We start from the raw sequence: 19,646 nt of genomic DNA on the forward strand, positions 1-19,646 counted from the left end.
TACTTACAGTTTTTCTTTCTATTATGCCAATAAAAAAGCCGGGAAAACCCGGCTTTTACTTATTGAAATACTTTTGTTCGAAATGCATCCTATACATTTTCTGTGGTAACCGAAGCCTTGAAGTACTCTCTATTCATCCTCGCAATGTTACTCAACTTTATTTCCTTTGGGCACTCAGCCGAACAAGCACCAGTATTTGTGCATGCCCCAAAACCCTCTTTATCCATTTGTGCTATCATCTTTTCCGCTCTTTCCTTTCGTTCTACCCTTCCCTGAGGCAAAAGCGACAATTGAGAAATTTTTGCAGAGACAAACAACATTGCAGAGGCATTTTTGCAAGCGGCTACACATGCCCCGCAACCTATACAGGTAGCAGCATCAAAAGCCTCGTCAGCCAACACCTTTGGTATGGGAATTTCGTTGGCATCCGGGACACCTCCGGTATTCACGGAAACATACCCACCTGACTGAATAATGCGGTCAAAGGCACCTCTGTCCACCACAAGATCCTTAACAACCGGAAATGCCTTCGCCCTGAATGGTTCTATCGTAATAGTCTGTCCATCCTTAAATGAGCGCATGTGTAACTGACAAGTGGTAGTCTGTGAAGGCCCATGGGGCTTCCCATTGATATGGAGGGAACACATTCCGCAGATACCTTCTCTGCAGTCATGATCAAAGTGCACAGGGTCTTCGCCCTTTTCTAGGAGTTCCTCGTTTAACACATCCAACATCTCCAGAAAGGACATGTCTGCTGAAATATCTTTTACCTTATATTCTCTGAACCCACCCTTATCGGATGCGTTTTTTTGTCTCCAAACTTTTAGTGTAAGATTCATACCTGAATTACTTTTTCTTTCCTGATTATTTGTAGCTTCTTTGGGTAAGTTTCACATTTTCGAATACCAATTCCTCTTTATGAAGCTTCTCTTCCTGGCCTTCGCCTTTGTATTCCCATGCGGCTACATATGCATAGTTTTCGTCATCCCTTAGAGCTTCACCTTCTGGGGTTTGGTATTCTTCCCTAAAATGACCCCCACAGCTTTCCTTTCGGTTCAGTGCATCGTCTATCATCAATTCTCCTAGTTCCAGAAAGTCGGCTACCCGGTTGGCTTTTTCCAAGGATTGATTTAGTTCCTCGCCTGCTCCCAATACCCTAACATTTCTCCAAAACTCTTCCTTTAACTCCCGTATCATGGTTTTGGCCTTTGCCAATCCATCTGCGCTTCTGGCCATACCGCAGTAATTCCACATGACTTTACCCAGCTTTTTATGATAATAATCCACACTCTTTTCTCCTTTGATAGAAAGAAGTCGCTCAATTCTCTCCTTCACTTCAGATTCGGCCTTTTTAAAGGCCGGATGGTCTTCCGCTGGCTTATCATATGGCTGTGTGGCGAGGTAATCTCCCACGGTGTAAGGAATCACAAAGTATCCATCTGCTAGTCCCTGCATTAAGGCAGAAGCCCCTAGCCGATTGGCGCCATGATCGGAGAAGTTAGCTTCTCCCAATGCATATAGACCAGGAATGGTGGTCATCAAGTTATAGTCCACCCAAAGTCCGCCCATGGTGTAATGCACCGCTGGATAAATCTTCATGGGTGTCTTATAGGGATTTTCCCCGGTGATTTGTTGGTACATGTCGAAAAGGTTCCCATACTTACTTCTCACGGTATCCTCGCCGTCCCGAAGAATAGCGTCCCTAAAATCCAAGAAAACAGCCTCACCTGTTTCATTCACACCTCTTCCCTCATCGCACACATATTTGGCGTTTCGAGAAGCTACATCCCTTGGCACCAGGTTGCCAAAGGAGGGATATTTGTTTTCCAAGTAATAATCCCTGTCCTCGTCGGGGATATCCTGGGGTTTGATTTCCCTCTTTCTCAGTTTTTCCGCAATTTCAATGGTTTTGGGTACCCACACCCTGCCATCATTTCTTAGTGACTCTGACATTAAGGTAAGCTTGGACTGATGGTCGCCAGATACTGGGATACATGTGGGGTGAATTTGGGTATAGCAAGGATTAGCAAAATAGGCTCCTTTTTTATGTGCCCGCCAAGCGGCAGTTACATTCGACCCCATGGCATTAGTGGATAGAAAAAAAACATTGCCATAACCACCTGTACATAGGAGAACCGCATGAGCACTGTGAGACTCTATGGCTCCTGTAATCAGGTTTCTGGTTACAATTCCATGCGCCTTTCCGTCTATGGTTACCACATCCAGCATTTCAGTCCTGGGATAAAGCTTGACCTTCCCGTTGGCCACTTGCCTGCTTAGTGCAGAATAAGCACCTAACAATAACTGTTGTCCCGTCTGCCCACGTGCATAAAAAGTTCTGGACACCTGCGCACCTCCGAAAGACCTGTTGGCCAATAAGCCACCGTATTCCCTGGCAAAGGGAACGCCTTGAGCGACACATTGGTCAATAATATTTACAGAAACTTGCGCTAGTCGGAATACATTAGCCTCCCTAGAGCGGTAATCACCACCTTTTATGGTGTCATAAAACAACCTGAAGACGGAGTCTCCATCATTTTGGTAGTTTTTTGCGGCGTTAATTCCGCCTTGGGCAGCAATAGAGTGAGCTCTTCTTGGGCTATCCTGGAAACAAAAGGCTTTCACCTTATACCCTAGCTCTGCCAGGGAGGCTGCCGCAGAAGCCCCTGCCAAACCAGTACCCACAACTATTATTTCGTATTTACGCTTATTGGCTGGGTTAACCAATTTAACGTTAAATTTATGGCTGGTCCATTTTTCGGCCAGTTGGCCTGAGGGTGATTTTGAATCCAGTATCATCGGTCTTCGAATTTTAATTCAAAATTATTTTACTTCCTATAAGCTCTGTATGTACATTACTATAGGAATCATTGCAAATAAGGTGGGTATAAGAATGGCAAATCCTAACCCCACTTTTTGAATGAGGGGTGTATATTTCTTATGGTTAATCCCCAAGGTTTGAAACGCACTTGCAAACCCATGGGAAAGGTGAAATGCCAGAAAAACCATACTTATCACATAAAACCCAACATAGATGGGATTTTTAAAGGCTTCCACTACAATGATAAAGGCGTTATCCACTTCAGTATCTCCCAACAACACCTTGTCTGGAGACCCAAACTTAAGCCTATACCAAAAACCCCTTAAATGAACTAGGAGAAAGATCAGTATCAAAGTACCAAGAATCCCCATGTTTCTGGAGGCCCAGGTACTGTTTGTGGATGCGTCTGTTTCAGCGTAGCCCACTGGCCTGGCTTTTTTATTATGCTTCGTGAGAATTACAGAATAAACAACATGAAGCAAAATTAAACCAAAATTGATGATGGATACAGATCGGATAAAATTATTTATCGCCATGTTATGGGCATATAGATTGAAAGATTCTCCATTATCAGGGATCAACAACTGTAAATTACCTGCTAAATGGACAACAAGGAACAAAATCAGGAAAAATCCTGTCAATGCCATCAATAATTTTTGGCCAAGTGTACTATTTAAGGTTTTGGTTACCCAACTCATATCTCAAACTTTATTCTTAGATTGTTCGTTTTTTTCCTAACCGCCAAATTTACATTTGGAATGATTAGCAAACAATCAATAGTCCCTTTGCTCTCCTTATTTTAATTGGTTCTAAATAAATTCTGATTAGTTTTGATTACCCACCATTTGTAAGTCCTTTAACCAGTTGTTTGTGCTTATTGTTTCCGTCTAGGGATAGGAGGGCAAGAATTGTAAACAACTATTTCTATCTCCCACACAATATTCTGTTATTCATATTGTTAAATAGTAGAAAATGAAATTGCTTCCCATTTAGCATAAATGATTGCAAGCTTGGAATATCTTAAGATATGATATTTAATGATCCGAAGGTTTTTTCGATAAATGACTTCCGGTAATTAAAATATCGGGTACAATGCTTTAATTTAGGGTAACATTATGAACGGAAAACCGTTTTTAACTGAAGTCGTTTCAAATAATTTGCTTAATTACCAAGGTAAGAATAGCTTTATGGTTTACCTGAATGAAACCTTCAAGAAAGTGGCCGATACTAACTATGTCCCATGAATAAAAAACTTTTACTTTTAGCATCCTTCTTTTACTTTGGTTTGTGTTTGCAGCATACATTTGCCACCCATATCAGGGCAGGAGAAATTATTGCTGAGCGGGTTTCTGTTCAAACCCTGACCTACAGAATTACTGTAGTAGGTTATACCGATACTCGTTCCACCGTAATATTTGGACCAGGAAGGATTGAATTCGGGGATGGTAGGGAGGAAGTACTTAATACGGAAGCCGATTTTAACGTTACCGAAATGATAGGGGAACATATACAAAAAAACACCTTTGTAATCACCCACACCTATCAAGGTCCCGGTCAATATACCATTCGCTTTATGGAATTCAACCGGAATGCCAACACCCTGAATATGGATCAGTCGGTGGATACCCCGTTTTACATTGAGACCATGATCCGAATTGACCCTTTTTTGGGGGTAAATAACTCGCCCGTCCTCACCATACCACCTGTGGATAATGGCGCGGTAAATCAGACCTATATCCATAATCCCGGCGCTTACGATCCCGATGGGGATAGCCTAGCTTACGTAATGGACGTTCCTAAACAGGCTTTTCAAAGAGAGGTTAACAATTACCGTAGCCCTGCTTCCGGCGAATTCAGTTTCTCACGGCAGGATGGATCCACGCCCCCCATATTGGAACTTGATCCTGTGACTGGGGACCTGATTTGGGATGCCCCGGGAATAGCAGGACAATACAATGTGGCGTTTAGGATAGAAGAATGGAGAAGAGTGGATGGAGAGTGGAGAAGGATTGGGTATGTGCTGCGAGACATGCAGATCATCATTGAGAACACCGACAACCGAAGGCCGGAACTGATTATGCCCGATGATATCTGTGTGGTAGCAGGAACAAGAATTGAAGAGATTTTCCAGGGTGTGGATCCGGATGGGGACCCTATCAAAATAGACGTATTTGGAGACCCCATAGAAATTACTAGTTCTCCCGCCTCCTATAGTCCAGAAGACACTTTCCAACCCTCACCTGGAGTAATAAATTTTGAATGGCAAACCGTTTGTGCGCACGTAAGGGCCAGGACCTACCAAGTCCGGGTTCGGATAGAGGATCAGCCGTCCTCGGGGCCGGCTCTAGTCGACATAAAGACCTGGAATATCACGGTCGTCGGCCCTCCTCCTGTAATCGACGACATCGAACAGGACGAGGGCCGGTCAGCCAACCTTTCGTGGGACCCTTATTCTTGCGGGTCTTCCGCCCAAACCATGCAGGTTTGGAGGAGGATAAACTCAGATCCTTACGAACCCGATAGTTGCGAAACTGGGGTAAGGCCGGGGTACGAAATGGTGGGCACCACCGATATGGATACTTTCAACTTCCTGGACGACAATGAAAGTATGGGCCTGAGCCCTGGCAATACCTATTGCTACAGGCTGGTAGCCATTTATCCTTCTCCCAGAAGTGGGGAAAGTATAGTTTCCGAAGAAATCTGTATTACCATGGAAGTGGATGTTCCATTAATCACCAATGTCAGCGTAGAAAATACAGACACAGATGAGGGTGAAATATTGGTCAGATGGACCCCGCCCTACGATATAGATCAGGAGCTTTATCCCGGCCCCTACGAATATGGACTGGTACGTAGTCAGGGTTTTATGAGCGATCAAAATCAAAGTTCAGTAACTATAACCTCCGACACTGTCTTTACTGACACTGGGCTAAATACCGAAAACCTGGTGTATAACTACGAGGTAGTGTTATATTCCCAAGGAGAAGAAATTGATGTGTCCAACAAAGCTTCTTCAGTAAGGCTGGAACCCACTATTATCAACGAGGCCATAGAGCTCAACTGGGAATTTTCGGTGCCTTGGAATAACAACACCTCCGAATTTCCCCATCAAGTCTATAGAAACAGGACTGACCCCGAGGCTCAGGATTCGGAAACCTTTACCCTGATTGCCGAAGTGGATGTCACAGAGGATGGGTTTTATTATTTCGATGATGGTAGCCATAATGGGGTTCCCTTGGACACGGAGATTGAGTACTGCTATTATGTGGTTACCAATGGCTCCTACAACGTGGACATTCTGGAATATCCATTAGTCAACAATTCACAAATCGTGTGTGCCAGGCCCGACGATGACAGATTGCCTTGTCCTCCGGTATTGGCATTCGAAGGACCGGACTGCACCGAATTCTTAGCAGAACAGCCCTGTAGCTTCAGTGATTTTTTCCACGATCTGAGTTGGGAACCTGATTTTTCAGGCAACTGTGATACAGAGCTTAATGGATACCGACTCTATTTCTCGGAGACAGGAGACGAGGGCACTTTCAATCAGATAAGCAGCCTATCCGTAATCAACACCAGCACTCGGATTACTGATTTGCTGGATTTCAAAGGATGTTACTATATCACAGCCGTTGACAGATCTGGCAATGAGAGTGACCCAAGCAATGTAGTTTGTGTGGATAACTGCCCCAATTACGAACTTCCCAATGTATTTACCCCAAATGGAGATGGTGTGAATGACACCTTCATGGCTTTTGACAATCCCTTTGCAAAATGTCCAAGGTTTGTGGATGCCGTGGAGATAAAAATCTATAACCGATGGGGAGCATTGGTGCATAGCTACAATAGCATGTCCTCCACCGAGAACAATATCTATATCCACTGGGACGGTAGGGACCTCAATGGCAGAGACCTGCCAGCAGGCACCTATTTCTATTCGGCAAATGTGCTTTTCAACATGCTCGATCCTTCCGAAAGGGAGCGCAAGATTAAAGGTACCATTCAAATTATTCGGTAAACCAGTCAATGATATCATCTAAAAACCGCAGGAAAGTTTTGCTATCCTGCGGTTTTTAGTTTTGGGGCCACAAATGGCTTTATATTTGTTCCCTCCTAGTTAACCTAAAATTTTCTAATTATTTTTACTCAAACAAACTGTCAACCATGATGCGAGCAATAAATAAGGAAGTTCAAGACAAAATCACCCCAAAAGAAGCACTAAAAATGCTTAAAGAAGGGAATATACGTTTTGTGAAAAACCAAAAGGCAGAGAGAGACCTATTACAAATGGTAAAGGAAACCGCTGAGGGGCAATGGCCTTTTGCAGTGGTGCTAAGTTGTATAGACAGCCGGACCTCCTCGGAGTTGATTTTTGACCAAGGGATAGGCGATATCTTCAACGCAAGGGTTGCGGGGAATATAGTAAACGAAGATATTTTGGGAAGTATCGAGTACGCTGTGAAATATGCCCGCTCCAAAATAGTGGTGGTGCTCGGCCATACTAAATGTGGGGCAGTTACCAGTGCTTGCCAAGGGGTAGAAGATGGAAACATCACCAAATTGCTTGAAAAAATAAAGCCCGCTATTTCCAAAGAGAAAACTGAAAAATCTGACAGATCAGGAGGGAATCCAGAATTTGTCGAGAAAGTATCCAAATTAAACGTACAACATGCCATAGACGAGATAAGGAACAAAAGCACCATCATTTCCGAAATCGAAAAAAACGGTGGCGTTTTGGTAATAGGCGGGATGTATAATGTGGGGACAGGTAAAGTGGAATTCTACGATGGTTTGGAAACGGAAAGCCAGGCATAAGCTTAGCGGATTTAGGAAGACTTGATAGTAAGCAAGCTATTTTTGTTGAATCATAAACCAAACCAATCTCGATGAAAGCGTATATTTTCCCCGGTCAAGGGGCTCAATTTCCAGGAATGGGCAAAGAACTTTATGAATCCAGGGCCAATGCCAAAGCACTTTTTGAGCAAGCCAACGATATTTTGGGATTTAGGATTACAGATATCATGTTTGAGGGTTCCGCAGATGAACTCAAACAAACCAACGTGACCCAACCTGCCATTTTCTTGCACTCAGTAATTTTGGCCCTTAGTTCAGATAAGCTTGTGCCCGACATGGTAGCCGGACATTCCCTGGGTGAATTTTCTGCATTGGTTGCCAATGGTGTACTTGCCTTTGAAGATGGACTGCGCTTGGTTCACCAAAGGGCTTTGGCCATGCAGGAAGCATGTGAAATCAATCCTTCCACCATGGCAGCCATCTTGGGTCTCCCCGACGAAAAGGTGGAAGAAATCTGCCAAAGTATTACCGATGAAATTGTGGTTCCGGCAAACTATAATTGTCCGGGACAACTTGTCATATCCGGTAGCAACCGAGGGATACAAATAGCCTGCGAGAAAATGAAAGAAGCAGGAGCAAAGCGGGCATTGCCCTTACCAGTAGGAGGTGCATTCCATTCGCCATTAATGGAGCCAGCGCGACTAAAATTACAGAAAGCCATAGACGAAACCACTTTCAAAAGTGGATCTTGCCCCGTTTACCAAAATGTAAGTACCACTGGAGTTTCCGAAGTGCAAAGCATCAAGGAAAACTTGGCTGCGCAACTTACCGCACCTGTAAAGTGGACACAATCCATACAGCAAATGCTAAGCGACGGAGCCCAAACCTTTATAGAATGTGGCCCCGGAAAAGTCCTTCAGGGATTGGTGAAAAAAATACACCAGGAAGCGGAAGTAGAAAGTCTCTAAAACAAGCTATTCTTTACCTGTGGGGTCTGGCAACTTCCAAACCTCACAGGTGTCTTTGCAAACCCTGTACATATCTTGAATGGTCAATCCAGATTTTGGGTCTTTCCACCCTGGCATTAGGTCCATTAATGGTTCCAAGACGAATTTTCTGTTTTGAAGCTCAGGATGGGGAATGACCAAACGGTCCGAGTTCACTATTAAATCCCCAAAATAAATAATGTCTATATCCATGGTTCTGTTTCCCCAACGACGACCCCTCAACCTTTCCAGCTTTTCTTCTATTTGCAGTGACCAATCCAGGACTTTCTCCGGATTTTGGTTTGTTTGCATCAGCAATGCTTTGTTGAGGAAATTCCCTTCCGAGTTTCCACCCCAAGCCTCAGTTTCATATAGTTTGGAGCTTTTTATCAATTTCATTTTTTCCGCAAGCAGGGATTCCGCTCTTTGGAGGTTTTCCAGTCTATCTCCCAAATTACCCCCAATTAAAAAAACCACATCATACACTTTATCGTTTGTAAAGAGTTCCATGTCGTAATGTGGAAAAAAAGAAGTAATTTTACACATCCTCAACCCCTTAAAATTTAACAAACTCATGAAATTTTTAAGTAATGTATTAGCCGTAATTGTGGGCCTACTGGTGTTTTGGGTTTTAGGTTTCTTTATTCTTGGAGGCATCATTGCCGTTATTTCGGCAGATGAGCAAGTGAAGGTAAAGGAAAACAGCGTACTTCTACTCGATTTAGATAGGAAGGCCTTGGTGGAAAGAACCGTTGAAGACGATTTTGACCTTGCCTTTTTAGGGCCATTTTCCGGAGTGGAAAGTGTAGGTTTGCTACAAGCCAAAAGGGCCATTGAAACTGCCAAAGAAAATGAAAATGTAAAAGGTATTTTTCTCAAAGCAGGGATTTTTACCGGTGGGGGGTCTGCCATGTACAAGGAGCTTCGGGAAGCATTAGAGGATTTTAAGGAAAGTGGGAAATTTGTCATTGCCTATTCTGAGATTTATTCCGAGAGTGGGTATTATCTGAGCTCAGTGGCCGACGAAGTCTACATGAATCCTATGGGGGGGCTTGAATTTAATGGTTTGGCTTATTCCATGGTATTTTTAAAACGGATGTTTGAAAAAATTGAAGTCGAGCCCGTGGTTTTTAGGGCAGGGGATTTTAAAGATGCTGTGGAACCCTTTATCAACGAAAGTATGAGTGAGGAAAGCAAACAACAGACGCAACAGTACCTCAATGACCTCAACATGGTCATGGTAAGTGCCGTGTCCGAAAGCCGTCAGATCCCTTTGGAAAGGGTGCAGGAAATCAATGACAATATGCTTGTAAGGACGAATCAGGATGCTGTTGACCTTGGCTTGGTAGATGGGTTGTGGTATGATGACCAGGTAGTAGACCTTATCCGAGAGAAATTGGGATTGGAAGAAGACGAAGATATCAACTCCATTAACATCACCCGTATAAACAAAACAGCTCCCAGTAAGAATCGATTGTCAAAAAACCGCATTGCAGTGGTCTTTGCGGATGGGGAAATCACAAGTGGAAGCAGTGGAGATGGAATTACTTCAGAGAAATTCATGAAGGAAATCCGCAAACTCAGAAAAAATAAGGACATCAAAGCCATCGTACTGAGGGTGAACTCCCCTGGAGGTTCAGCCCTTGCCTCCGAAGTAATCTGGAGAGAGCTGAACGAGGCAAAAAAAGAGAAGCCACTGATTGCCTCCATGGCCAACTATGCTGCTTCCGGCGGCTACTATTTGGCTGCTCCAGCCGACACCATTCTGGCCCAACCCAATACCATAACTGGTTCTATTGGTGTTTTTTCCCTTTGGTTCAATGCAGAAGGTCTGCTCAATAACAAGCTAGGGATCAACTCCGATGTAGTAAAAACAGGGGAATTTTCGGACTTTGTATCCTTCGACAGAGCCCCCACTCCAAGGGAAAAGGAAATTTTTCAAAAACAAACCGATGAGGTATATGAGATTTTTCTGAGAAGAGTGACAGAAGGCAGGAATATGGAGAAGGAGAGCTTGCTTCCCCTAGCCTCTGGCAGGGTATGGAGCGGAAAAGAGGCCAAAGCAAATGGACTGGTGGATGTTTTGGGAGGACTGGAAGATGCCGTTTCCATAGCCGCGGAAAAAGCTGGTGTCGCAGAGGATTATCGGGTGGTGTATTACCCGGAGCAAAAGGGATTTTTGGAGACCCTGATAAGTGAATTTTCGAAAGAAGTGAAAATCGCCCAGTTACGCTGGAGATATGGTATCAGTGGGGAACTGATGCTTCAAATGGAAAAGGTCAAAAACCTGAAAGGAATAATGGCCCGGCTGCCCTTTGAATTTGAGGTGAGGTAATACGCTGCCAAATGGCCGTTCTGATCAAAAATAAAGCCCTGCTCCGAGGAAAATCCGACGGGCAGGGCTTTATTTGTTAGTGACAGTTATACCTGTTTAATACAACATTCTAAACCTGATGGTGCCTTTGATGTTTTTGAGCTCATCTATCACCTTGCTGGAGTAGGCCTTGTCGATATCGGTAATCACATATCCAATTTTCTCATTGGTCTTCAAGTATTGTCCGACAATATTTATTTTATGTCCAGCCAATACCTGGTTGATTTCAGCCATAACCCCTGGTTCGTTGGAGTGTATATGAATTAACCTGTGGGCATCCTGTAAAAAGGGGAGCTGGATATTCGGGAAATTCACACTGTTATAGGTGTTTCCAGTATTGATGTATTCAATGATTTTCCCTGGCACAAAATGAGCGATGTTTTGTTGCGCCTCCAGGGTACTACCCCCGATATGAGGGGTAAGGATAGTATTTGGCATCCCAATAAGTTCGGACTCAAAGGGTTCCTCATTGTTCTTTGGTTCGGATGGAAACACATCTATGGCCGCTCCAGCCAGGTGCCCATCCATCAGCGCATCCCTTAAAGCAGGGATATCCACAATATGTCCCCTGCTAAGATTGATCAGCAAGGCACCTTTCTTCATCATACGAATATGGGTTTCATCCATGATGTTATGGTTTTCTTTCCTACCATCCACATGCATACTTATGACATCGCAAGTTTGAAGAAGAGTTTCCAGAGAATTGAGTTTGGTAGCATTACCCAGAGCCAATTTCTCAATGACATCATAATAATATACATCCATTCCCATATTTTCTGCCAACACCGAAAGCTGAGCACCTATATTACCGTATCCCAGGATTCCCAGTTTTTTCCCACGGATCTCAAAACTACCCTTTGCAGACTTGTCCCATTTGCCCTCATGCATGGCCCTACTCTTGTCGAAGAGGTTCCGCATCAGGAAGATGATCTCACTTATGGCCATTTCTACCACTGACCGGGTATTACTGTATGGAGCGTTAAATACTGCAATGCCTTTCTCCTGGCAGGTTTCCAAGTCAATCTGGTTGGTACCTATACAAAATGCCCCAATGGACAAAAGCCGATTGGCATTTTCCAAAACCTTTGCTGTAACCTGCGTTTTAGAACGAATGCCTAAGATAGAGACGTTCTTTATTTTTTCAGCCAGCTCTTCTTCTGAGAGTGCGGAGGGAACTACCTCTATGTTATAGCCTTCCTGCTTCATCAAATCCACACCGATAGGATGTACATTCTCCAAAAGCAGCACGTTGATTCTACTCTTTGGGTAGCTGAATTTCTTGTTCATTTTGTTTACGTAAAGTATTTCGTCCAAACTAGGGGCGACGTGGTCTGCTTTGGCCAGCACTTTGGGCCTGTTTACATTTTCAGTAAAAGCGTAAAATTTGTTCGCTACCCCTGAGGCCTTGATTTCATAGTCGGTATAGCCATCCCCAATCACATAGATGTCCCCTTCCAGGTTCAGCCGTTTGATCGTCTCCGGTTTGCCATTGTTTTTGGAAAGGAGATTATCCCGGTTAAAGCCGATAATGTTGCCCTCATCGTCATATAGGAACTCATTGGCATATACATTTTCTTCTTTTATACCATATTCTGCCACGATGGGAATAATAAAGTCCTTAAACCCATTAGATATAATATAGATGTCGTCCGCATTCTCCTGCAAAAACTCCCTGTTCCTTTGAAATGACTTAGAGACTTTAGACCTTAAGGCATTTACGAGGTCCGCTATTTGGGAGCGGTTGGCGTTCAACAACTCTACCCTTTGTTCCAAACTTTCCCTGAAAGTGAGGTTTCCCTCCATTCCCAAGTCAGTGATATCCTTGATGGCTTTTAACTTTTTATCCCTCTCAGGATCCAAATTGAGGCTGATTTCTCCCAGGATATCCAATGCCTCTACCTGGGTGAAGGTACTGTCAAAATCAATGATGAACTTTTTAGTTACGGTCATTTGCTGGTACGGATTTTTTAATGAACCGCAAAATTAACAGATTATAATATAATTCTAAGGGTATTACCTAAAATTACTTTCTTCCTCCATTTGCTGGAGAATACACTTTCCCTTCTTACCTTTGTAAAAGACATTCAACAACTTACCACAACCATGAAAAAGCTAGTTCCCTTTATGCTAGGTGTGCTTATGATGGCATCTTGCGGTAGCCCTTCCTCCGTTGGGGAGGATAAGGCCATTGCTGAAAATGAAGAAAGCCCACAGGTTCCTGGAAATTACGGAGATAAAATCACTGAAGAAAAGGCAGTTTCCGTTGCCGAAATGTATCAAAAGGTCAATAATGAGGGGGCTTTTAAGGGCAAAGTAAGGGGAGAAATCAAAGAGGTTTGCACCCATAAAGGTTGTTGGTTGGGCCTCAGCCTTCCAGATGGTTCGGTGATGCGAGTCACGTTTAAGGATTATGGCTTTTTTGTGCCCACAGAATCTACAGGGTTTCCGGTGGTTATTGAAGGAGAGGCCACCAAAACCGTGACGGACGTCGCTACTTTAAGGCATTATGCAGAGGATGCCGGAAAATCAAAGGAGGAAATTGAAGCTATTGATTCCCCGGAGGAAAACGTTACTTTTGTTGCCGATGGGGTAATTATTTTAAACAAAAGTTAGCCAAACCTTATTTTTATTATACCTCCAAAAAATTGATTGCATTTGTAATATGCCATTAGCCATTGATAACATAAGAGTAGGAAGGATATATAGGTTTGTCAATCTAGGGGAAACCCGGATGCTCCAAATAATGGAGAGGACCGGTAGGGAGAATTTTCAGGTAAAAGATTTGGATACCCTGGAATTTTACACTCTTGAGGAACTTTTAAGGTACGGTAGGGGTAAAGATTATGATATAGAAGAAATACGCTAATTTTCCAAAAAGGCTAAATTTATTTCACCATCTACTTTAAAAATGCAACACTCACTTATAAAGGCAATGCTAGAAGCCAAGTGTCCCAAATGCAGAAAGGGAGATTTGTTTTCGGTTCCCGTTTTTAGCTTTAAACGTTTAACCCATATCCATTCCACTTGTCCCCATTGTGGGGAGGACCTTATGCCGGAACCTGATTTTTATTATGGGGCGATGTATATCAGCTATGCATTGTCAGTGGCCCTTTTTCTGACCGTAATTGTTGCCATAAACATACTTTTCGGGGATCTGGCCATCTGGATATACATCGTGACAGTTATCGCCCTCAATCTTTTGTTGCTTCCATTGATGTTGCGGTATTCCAAGGTACTCTACTTATACATGTTGGGAAAGATCCATTATGAGCCAAACAGGGGTTAAAAACTTTTTAACGGATATTTGGTATAATTAAATTGTTTACAAGTATTTTCCGCTCAAATAATTTATCGTCAGCAACAGGTAAAAATAATTTGTTTTTTTTCATTAGTGAGTAAACCTTACTATTTTCGCAGGCGTATAAACAACCCGTATGTTTTATTTTATTTTCTGGGATGGATCAAATTTTAAACAGCATAGTCGTTCAGGTGCATGATGAGATTTACCTCAAAAACCCATTGAGTTCTGAACTGGGAAAAAAGATAATCAACCAGAGTCTGGAGTTGATCGCCGAATTAGGAATGGAGGGCTTTACCTTTCGGAAACTGGCCGAAAAGATAGGGAGTACAGAAGGAGCCATCTATCGGTATTTTGAAAACAAACATAAGTTGCTCCTATACCTCACGGCATGGTACTGGGGCTGGATGGAACACCATTTGGTATTTGCTATTTCAAACTTAAACGACCCTTTTGAAAAAATGAAGGTAGCCATAAGGCTATTGGTGGAGGGGCCTGAAAACAAGGAAAATCAATACTTGGATCCGGTAATCCTTACGCAAGTCGTTACCGAGGAATCCTACAAATCTTTTCTTACTAAAGAAGTGGATACGGAAAACAAGAACGGCTATTTTAAGTTTTTTCACCGTATCAGCAAACGTTTAGCGGATATAGTAATAGAGATCAACCCAACCTATCCCTATCCAAAAACCTTGGTTTCTACATTAATGGAATCTACCTTACTTCAGGCCTTTTTTCTCAAACACATGCCTGCCATGACAGAACTGTCGGTAAAGGGCAATGAGAAAATCGACTTTTACTATGAATTAGTATTTAAAACGCTAAAGGATGAAAACTGAAATCGTAGACACCCCCTTAAAAAGGTTTTATGAACTGCTAAAGGAGGAAAAAAAAGAAGTATATGCCATTTATTTTTATGCAGTACTAAATGGTGTTGTTTCTTTGATTTTGCCGCTTGGTATTCAGGCCATCCTAAACTTTATCCTTGGTGGACGAATGACCACTTCTTGGATTTTACTTGTAGTTATAGTGGCCCTAGGCACGGCGTTTGGCGGTTATCTACAAATTAGTCAGCTCTACCTAACGGAGAAATTACAACAGCGGGTCTTCAGCAAATCCGCCCTTGAATTTGCCTACAGATTACCCCGGATCAAAACAGAAGCCTTGGTGGGGAAATTTGCCCCTGAGCTGGTTAACCGCTTCTTTGATACCATAAACTTGCAGAAAGGACTGGCGAAATTACTTATTGACTTCAGCACAGCTTCCCTTCAGGTATTTTTCGGGTTAATTCTGTTGGCTGTTTACCACCAATTCTTTATCATTTTTGCCGTCATATTGGTGTTTCTCCTTTATTTGATTTTCAAGCTCACCAGCCCAAGAGGAATGGCCACCAGCCTTAAGGAATCATCTGCAAAATACGAGGTTGCTTACTGGCTTGAGGAGATAGGAAGAACTCTTGGAACCTTCAAACTGGCAGGATTTTCACCACTGCCGTTTATGCGTATAGATACATTAGTAAAGAAATACGTGGAGTATAGAAACAACCACTTTGCCGTGCTGATTTTGCAATACAAGGTGATGATTGCCTTCAAGGTACTGATCATTGTTTCCCTTTTGATTGCAGGTAGTATTTTATTGATGGAGGATGAAATCAGTATAGGTCAATTTGTGGCGGCCGAAATTATCATCGTCTTGATCGTGGGTTCGGTTGAGAAATTGATCCTTAGCTTAGAAACCGTCTATGATACCCTTACCGCTACTCAAAAGATCGGCTTGATCATGGACATGGAATTGGAAAGAAATGAGGGGGTGGACAAATCCATCAAGACGGATGAAGCGGGTTTCTCCTATGATTTGAGAAACCTAACCTATAGGCCTCCAAATGGGGACCGGGTAATCATCGACAATCTAAGCCTCCAAATAGGTAGTGGGGAGAAAGTAGTGCTCACCGGAAAAAGCGGCTCGGGGAAAAGCACCCTTCTTTACCTCATGGCTGGATTAATCGAATCCTATTCGGGAAAAATCATCATTAACAAACTTCCTCTGGAAACCATCGCCCTGGACAAGCTCAGGGCCATGATAGGGGACAGTCTTTCCCATCAGTCCATCTTCCATGGCACTATTAGGGACAACATCACCGTTGGTAAACAAGAAATAGATGAGCAGCAATTAAGGGATATAATTCAACTTGTGGGTATGGACGACTACATTTTCAGCCTTAAAGATGATTTGGAGACCGTCGTGCTTCCAGAGGGGCGTCAGCTAAGCCATGAGGTTATCAGTAAGATTATCCTCGCCAGGAGCCTTTCTGCTCATCCCAAGCTACTCTTGCTGGAAGAGGAATTCAACCACCTCAACCAAAAGGACTCACAGCGGTTGTTGGACTATATATTTGAAGGGCCATGGACTATGGTCGCCGTTTCCAATCAGAAAGAAACCATGGAGCGCGCTGATACCATCGTGGAATTGGATCAGGGCGAGATCGCCTTTAAAGGTAATTATCAAGAATATACAGAGTACTTAAGTAGAAACAACTCCTAAAGCCATGTTGAACGTTTCAAAGAATTCGATCAAAGGTTTGGTCAATCCGTTTGCCTTCGACAGTTACAAGATGACCATCCCCAAGAACGAAAGCAGGAAAAGAATACGCGTCCTGCTATATATTCTTTTGGTAGCCTTCGTAACCTTGTTTTTGCCTTGGACGCAAAATTTCCGGACAAGGGGAATGATGACGGCACTCAAGCCTGAACATCGACCCCAGACTGTCCACTCTATCATCCCAGGAAGGATAGAAAAATGGTATGTACAAGAAGGTGATTTTGTAAACAAGGGCGACACCATACTTTTCATCTCCGAAATCAAGGATGAATATATGGATCCGGAGCTGCTAGATAGAACCCGCTTACAGATAGATGCCAAGTTTCTTTCTGTTAGGTCCTACGAAGAGAAGGTAAGGGCCCAGGAAAATCAATTGGAAGCCCTTGCCCAAAACAACCGACTCAGAAGGGAACAGGCGCAAAACCGACTACAGCAAGCCCAGTTGAGTCTAGAATCTGACAGCATTATGGTGGAGGCCGCTAGGGTAAACCTTACTGTTGCCGAAAGACAGTTTGAGCGTATGGAAAAGCTCTATGACGAGGGGCTAAAATCCCTAACCGATTTGGAGGTCAGAACCATTAGTCTCCAAGAGGCCCAAGCCAGAAAAATCAGCGCAGAAAACCAGCTGCTTAGCAGCAGGAATGACCTTATCACCGCCCAGATTGAGCTCAACGCCATAGACAATGACTTTAGGGATAGGCTGGCTAAGGTAAATGCCGATAGGTATTCAGCCCTCTCTGACCAGTATGATGCAGAAGCCACACTCACCAGGTTGGAAAACCAACTCTCCAACTACACCGTCCGGTCTGGAATGTATTATGTGCTTGCTCCCCAATCAGGGTATGTGACTCAGGCCATACAGGTGGGTATTGGGGAAACCATCAAAGAAGGGGCAGAAATAGTCAGTATCCTTCCACAGGATTATTCCTTAGCGGTGGAAATGTACGTACAACCCATCGATTTCCCCTTGATAAAAACCGGGAACAAGGTTAGGTTTATCTTTGACGGATGGCCTGCCATCGTATTCTCCGGATGGCCACAGTTGTCAAATGGGACCTTTGGAGGCAGAATATATGCCATAGACAATTTCACCAGCCAAAACAACATGTATCGCGTCTTGGTAGTACCCGATCCGGATGAGGAGCCTTGGCCGGATGCCTTGAGGATTGGTTCTGGTGCGGAGGGGATTACGCTTTTGAACGACGTGCCCATATGGTATGAAATATGGCGACAAATGAACGGATTCCCTGCGGATTTTTACACCCTCAAGGAGTCAAAAGAAATGGCCAAGGACAAAAAATAAGCCTCATAACGGAAAATAGCGCACAACACTAAGTTAGGCATGATCAAAATCTCATCACTATCCCTGTATTACCTAAACTTCAAACGAACCTTCCTTTTGCTGATTGGTTTGGTTTATGGAAATATGCTTCTGGCCCAAGAAGTGCTCCACTTTGATGAGTTTTTAGACTGGGTAAGGATGAATCATCCGGTTGCCAAGCAGGGAGATCTTAATTTGGAGCTAGGTAGGCAAGAGCTTAGGATGGCCAGGGGAGGCTTTGACCCCATCCTTTATGGGACACAAAATGAAAAAAACTTTAACGAAACCGAATACTACAACAAACGAGAGGGAGGGGTGATTGTCCCCACCATGGCAGGAGTGGAGCTAAAGGGCCTATATGAACAAAATCGCGGGGTCTATTTAAATTCCGAAAACAATGTACCTCAGGGGGGGCTCATGGCAGTGGGTGCTTCCGTAAATGTAGGACAAGGCTTATTTATTGACCCCAGAAGATTGGCCCTCAGGCAGGCAGAAATTTTTTCCAAATCCACGGAAGAAGAAAGAAGGCTGATATTAAATGACCTTTATTTGGAAGCCACCCAGGCATATTGGGATTGGGCCGGAGCATATGCCAACCTGGCCGTATACGAAGAAGGGGTAAGGCTGGCCCAAATCAGGTTTGAGGGCATAAAATCCAGCTTTGAACAGGGGGATCTACCTGCCATTGACACAGTGGAGGCATATACACAGGTCTTGAACCGGGTAATCAACTTTCAAGAGGCCCAAAACACCTTTTTTGCCCGCACCCAAGACCTCAACGTATTTCTATGGGATTCGGATGAAGCCCCAATATTCTTGAACCCAGGAACGGTACCTATGCCAATAGATGAAGAAAGGATCTATCCTTTGGACATGGAGGAGTACAGGGTTATCCTGGCCCAGCATCCCGAGCTGAGGCTGTTGGACTATGACCTGGATTACCTGGAGGTAGATAGGAGATGGAGATCAGAACAGCTCAAACCCATCGTGAAGATCAACTACAATTTTCTCTCCGAAACCTTCAATCAATTGGAACAAGCCCCCTTTTTTGAAAATAACTACAAATGGGGACTAACCATCAGCTCCCCACTGTTTTTGAGAAGGGAAAGAGGAGCCCTGGGAGTAACAAAGGCAAAAATTAATATTACCGCGTACAAAAGGGACCTGAGATTTCAAAAACTAGTGGCCGACCTAGAGAAACAGTTCAACAACTACCAGGTGCTCGGACGGCAATTGGTAACTTTTGAGGAGAATATAATAGGTTTGGAACGACTATTGGAGGGTGAAAAGGTGAAATTTGACATGGGTGAAAGTTCCCTTTTCCTGATCAATGCCCGAGAGGTGAGCCTATTTGATGCCATGGTGGTAATGAACTCCATTTATGTGCGAAGGAATATTGCAGTATCGCGGGTAAGGACAGCGGCAGGATTGGGGTTTGATGAACTCTAAAGGTC

The 19,646-nt window shown here is 43.6% G+C and carries 16 protein-coding genes; 11 read left to right on the top strand and 5 right to left on the bottom strand.

Annotated features, from left to right (window positions below; all coding sequences use genetic code 11):
* Positions 1-89: 89 nt before the first annotated feature.
* From DB520_RS03360 to DB520_RS03370, 3 genes are read right to left on the bottom strand one after another with little or no spacing between them, the layout of a single operon-like run.
* Positions 90-839, bottom strand: a complete 750-nt coding sequence (locus DB520_RS03360) for a succinate dehydrogenase/fumarate reductase iron-sulfur subunit (RefSeq protein ID WP_114748212.1) — start codon at positions 837-839, stop codon at positions 90-92.
* 25 nt (positions 840-864) lie between these two features.
* Complete coding sequence (locus DB520_RS03365) at positions 865-2,799, bottom strand: fumarate reductase/succinate dehydrogenase flavoprotein subunit (protein WP_114748213.1); 1,935 nt, start codon at positions 2,797-2,799, stop codon at positions 865-867.
* Between the two features lie 36 nt (positions 2,800-2,835).
* Complete coding sequence (locus DB520_RS03370) at positions 2,836-3,519, bottom strand: succinate dehydrogenase cytochrome b subunit (RefSeq protein ID WP_114748214.1); 684 nt, start codon at positions 3,517-3,519, stop codon at positions 2,836-2,838.
* A 542-nt stretch (positions 3,520-4,061) separates the two neighbouring features.
* Between DB520_RS03370 and DB520_RS03375 the strand changes: the two genes are divergently transcribed.
* From DB520_RS03375 to fabD, 3 genes are all read left to right on the top strand, one after another.
* Positions 4,062-6,839, top strand: a complete 2,778-nt coding sequence (locus DB520_RS03375) for a T9SS type B sorting domain-containing protein (RefSeq protein WP_114748215.1) — start codon at positions 4,062-4,064, stop codon at positions 6,837-6,839.
* 146 nt (positions 6,840-6,985) lie between these two features.
* Positions 6,986-7,636 (top strand): carbonic anhydrase family protein, encoded by a 651-nt coding sequence (locus DB520_RS03380; protein ID WP_317047741.1) that lies wholly within the window; start codon positions 6,986-6,988, stop codon positions 7,634-7,636.
* A gap of 71 nt (positions 7,637-7,707) precedes the next feature.
* Positions 7,708-8,583, top strand: a complete 876-nt coding sequence (gene fabD, locus DB520_RS03385) for an ACP S-malonyltransferase (protein WP_114748216.1) — start codon at positions 7,708-7,710, stop codon at positions 8,581-8,583.
* Between the two features lie 6 nt (positions 8,584-8,589).
* Here fabD and folK read toward each other — a convergent pair whose 3' ends face one another.
* Positions 8,590-9,177 carry a 2-amino-4-hydroxy-6-hydroxymethyldihydropteridine diphosphokinase gene (gene folK, locus DB520_RS03390; RefSeq protein WP_198675227.1) on the bottom strand — a complete coding sequence of 196 codons (588 nt, stop codon included), beginning with the start codon at positions 9,175-9,177 and terminating at the stop codon, positions 8,590-8,592.
* Here folK and sppA point away from each other — a divergent pair.
* Complete coding sequence (sppA, locus tag DB520_RS03395; RefSeq protein ID WP_114748218.1) at positions 9,176-10,936, top strand: signal peptide peptidase SppA; 1,761 nt, start codon at positions 9,176-9,178, stop codon at positions 10,934-10,936. The genes folK and sppA overlap by 2 nt on opposite strands.
* A gap of 96 nt (positions 10,937-11,032) precedes the next feature.
* Here sppA and serA read toward each other — a convergent pair whose 3' ends face one another.
* Positions 11,033-12,925: a phosphoglycerate dehydrogenase gene (serA, locus tag DB520_RS03400; RefSeq protein ID WP_114748219.1), complete on the bottom strand. Its 1,893-nt coding sequence runs from the start codon at positions 12,923-12,925 to the stop codon at positions 11,033-11,035.
* Positions 12,926-13,078: 153 nt separating this feature from the next.
* On the opposite strand from serA, the gene DB520_RS03405 reads away from it, so the two are divergent.
* The 7 genes from DB520_RS03405 (at position 13,079) to DB520_RS03435 (ending at position 19,641) form a co-directional block, all read left to right on the top strand.
* Positions 13,079-13,588 carry a DUF4920 domain-containing protein gene (locus DB520_RS03405; protein ID WP_114748772.1) on the top strand — a complete coding sequence of 170 codons (510 nt, stop codon included), beginning with the start codon at positions 13,079-13,081 and terminating at the stop codon, positions 13,586-13,588.
* 49 nt (positions 13,589-13,637) lie between these two features.
* Positions 13,638-13,841 (top strand): hypothetical protein, encoded by a 204-nt coding sequence (locus DB520_RS03410; RefSeq protein ID WP_114748220.1) that lies wholly within the window; start codon positions 13,638-13,640, stop codon positions 13,839-13,841.
* A 42-nt stretch (positions 13,842-13,883) separates the two neighbouring features.
* Positions 13,884-14,261 (top strand): DUF983 domain-containing protein, encoded by a 378-nt coding sequence (locus DB520_RS03415; RefSeq protein WP_114748221.1) that lies wholly within the window; start codon positions 13,884-13,886, stop codon positions 14,259-14,261.
* Positions 14,262-14,431: 170 nt separating this feature from the next.
* The gene (locus DB520_RS03420; RefSeq protein ID WP_114748222.1) at positions 14,432-15,112 is read left to right on the top strand and encodes a TetR/AcrR family transcriptional regulator; all 681 of its coding nucleotides are present in this window, start codon (positions 14,432-14,434) and stop codon (positions 15,110-15,112) included.
* Positions 15,102-16,814, top strand: a complete 1,713-nt coding sequence (locus tag DB520_RS03425) for a peptidase domain-containing ABC transporter (RefSeq protein ID WP_114748223.1) — start codon at positions 15,102-15,104, stop codon at positions 16,812-16,814. Before DB520_RS03420 ends, DB520_RS03425 begins: the two co-directional genes overlap by 11 nt.
* A gap of 4 nt (positions 16,815-16,818) precedes the next feature.
* Positions 16,819-18,174, top strand: coding sequence for an HlyD family secretion protein (locus DB520_RS03430; RefSeq protein ID WP_114748224.1), 1,356 nt, complete (start codon positions 16,819-16,821; stop codon positions 18,172-18,174).
* A gap of 39 nt (positions 18,175-18,213) precedes the next feature.
* Positions 18,214-19,641, top strand: a complete 1,428-nt coding sequence (locus tag DB520_RS03435) for a TolC family protein (RefSeq protein WP_232834817.1) — start codon at positions 18,214-18,216, stop codon at positions 19,639-19,641.
* Positions 19,642-19,646: the final 5 nt, after the last annotated feature.

The organism is Pleomorphovibrio marinus, from assembly GCF_003347495.1.
GTDB classification, from domain to species: Bacteria; Bacteroidota; Bacteroidia; order Cytophagales; family Cyclobacteriaceae; genus Pleomorphovibrio; species Pleomorphovibrio marinus.

Excerpts from the sequence above, each read along its gene's own strand:
- serA (WP_114748219.1), bottom strand. The coding sequence starts at position 12,925 with ATGACCGTAACTAAAAAGTTCATCATTGATTTTGACAGTACCTTCACC.
- folK (WP_198675227.1), bottom strand. The coding sequence starts at position 9,177 with ATGAGTTTGTTAAATTTTAAGGGGTTGAGGATGTGTAAAATTACTTCT.
- DB520_RS03365 (WP_114748213.1), bottom strand. The coding sequence starts at position 2,799 with ATGATACTGGATTCAAAATCACCCTCAGGCCAACTGGCCGAAAAATGG.
- DB520_RS03430 (WP_114748224.1), top strand. The coding sequence starts at position 16,819 with ATGTTGAACGTTTCAAAGAATTCGATCAAAGGTTTGGTCAATCCGTTT.
- sppA (WP_114748218.1), top strand. The coding sequence starts at position 9,176 with ATGAAATTTTTAAGTAATGTATTAGCCGTAATTGTGGGCCTACTGGTG.
- DB520_RS03380 (WP_317047741.1), top strand. The coding sequence starts at position 6,986 with ATGATGCGAGCAATAAATAAGGAAGTTCAAGACAAAATCACCCCAAAA.
- DB520_RS03420 (WP_114748222.1), top strand. The coding sequence starts at position 14,432 with ATGGATCAAATTTTAAACAGCATAGTCGTTCAGGTGCATGATGAGATT.
- DB520_RS03410 (WP_114748220.1), top strand. The coding sequence starts at position 13,638 with ATGCCATTAGCCATTGATAACATAAGAGTAGGAAGGATATATAGGTTT.
- DB520_RS03405 (WP_114748772.1), top strand. The coding sequence starts at position 13,079 with ATGAAAAAGCTAGTTCCCTTTATGCTAGGTGTGCTTATGATGGCATCT.
- DB520_RS03360 (WP_114748212.1), bottom strand. The coding sequence starts at position 839 with ATGAATCTTACACTAAAAGTTTGGAGACAAAAAAACGCATCCGATAAG.
- DB520_RS03415 (WP_114748221.1), top strand. The coding sequence starts at position 13,884 with ATGCAACACTCACTTATAAAGGCAATGCTAGAAGCCAAGTGTCCCAAA.
- DB520_RS03425 (WP_114748223.1), top strand. The coding sequence starts at position 15,102 with ATGAAAACTGAAATCGTAGACACCCCCTTAAAAAGGTTTTATGAACTG.
- DB520_RS03370 (WP_114748214.1), bottom strand. The coding sequence starts at position 3,519 with ATGAGTTGGGTAACCAAAACCTTAAATAGTACACTTGGCCAAAAATTA.
- DB520_RS03435 (WP_232834817.1), top strand. The coding sequence starts at position 18,214 with ATGATCAAAATCTCATCACTATCCCTGTATTACCTAAACTTCAAACGA.
- DB520_RS03375 (WP_114748215.1), top strand. The coding sequence starts at position 4,062 with ATGAATAAAAAACTTTTACTTTTAGCATCCTTCTTTTACTTTGGTTTG.
- fabD (WP_114748216.1), top strand. The coding sequence starts at position 7,708 with ATGAAAGCGTATATTTTCCCCGGTCAAGGGGCTCAATTTCCAGGAATG.